The following is a 213-nucleotide window of genomic DNA, read 5'->3' on the forward strand; positions in this document are numbered from 1 at the left end:
CGCTCCCGCTGACCCCGCTGCGCGTGATCACGATCCTGGGTGTCGGGACGGTCCAGGTCGCCCTGGTCTGTGTATGGCGACTGGTGGCGATGGTGCGACGCGGAACCGTGTTCTCCCACGCCGCCTTCCGGTACGTGGACGGCATCATCGGCGCGATCGTTGCGGCTGCTCTCGTGTGGTTCGCGGCCACGGCCATCAATGCGCCCGGCCAGC

Annotated in this window: 1 protein-coding gene; it reads left to right on the forward strand. The window is 69.0% G+C overall.

Going from position 1 to position 213, the window contains the following annotated elements; all coding sequences use genetic code 11:
• Nucleotides 1–213, forward strand: a 213-nt coding sequence (locus J0695_RS37465; protein WP_206969228.1) for a DUF2975 domain-containing protein, incomplete at both ends; no start/stop codon positions are given.

Origin of the sequence: Streptomyces beijiangensis, assembly GCF_017315755.1 — a bacterium.
GTDB lineage: Bacteria > Actinomycetota > Actinomycetes > Streptomycetales > Streptomycetaceae > Streptomyces > Streptomyces beijiangensis.